Raw genomic sequence first — 570 nt, forward strand, 5'->3', positions numbered from 1 at the left:
TCCTTGGTCCATGCGAAGAACGCCGTCGTGGCGACATCGTCCTGCCCCGCGCCGGCCGATTCCGTTCCTGGAATGAAGGTGCGCTGTGCGGCCAGCTTGGCCTGCTCAAGATAGCCGGTGATCGCCATCGGCACGTAGCCGACATTGCCGTGGCCGTCGCTGTCGGCTGAGTGACGTGCGGTCATCAGCAGATCGGGCAGCAGCGACACCTTGCCGTTGAGCAGCTTGGAGGCGTGGCGATCACAAAGCAGGCAGATGTCGGCCCATATCGCCGCCAGATCATCCAGTGCCGGCGTCACCATGGCGTTGTGATAGCCGCCGGTCGAGATGCAGCGGCCGAGCGGATGTGCATCGTCGGGCGGGATGTAGACCGGATTGTCCGATATAGAGGCCAGCGACACAGTGGCTGCCTGCTCGGTCGACGACAGCGCACGATGCGCCTGGCCGAGGACGCGCGGCACGATGCGGTAGCTGACCGGCGCCTGATAATTGCGTCGCCCATCGCCGGCGCCAACCAGAAATTCCCGCAAACCCTGCAGGGCCGCGGCCTCATGCTCATCGCCCCAGAGC

At 65.3% G+C, this 570-nt stretch carries 1 protein-coding gene; it reads right to left on the reverse strand.

All coding sequences use genetic code 11. From position 1 onward, the window contains the following. The coding region (locus tag EN749_RS36905) for an aromatic amino acid lyase (protein ID WP_189368056.1) at positions 1–570 on the reverse strand (570 nt) is incomplete at both ends.

This window comes from Mesorhizobium sp. M7A.F.Ca.ET.027.02.1.1 (assembly GCF_004022985.1).
In the GTDB taxonomy this organism is placed as follows: Bacteria; Pseudomonadota; Alphaproteobacteria; order Rhizobiales; family Rhizobiaceae; genus Mesorhizobium.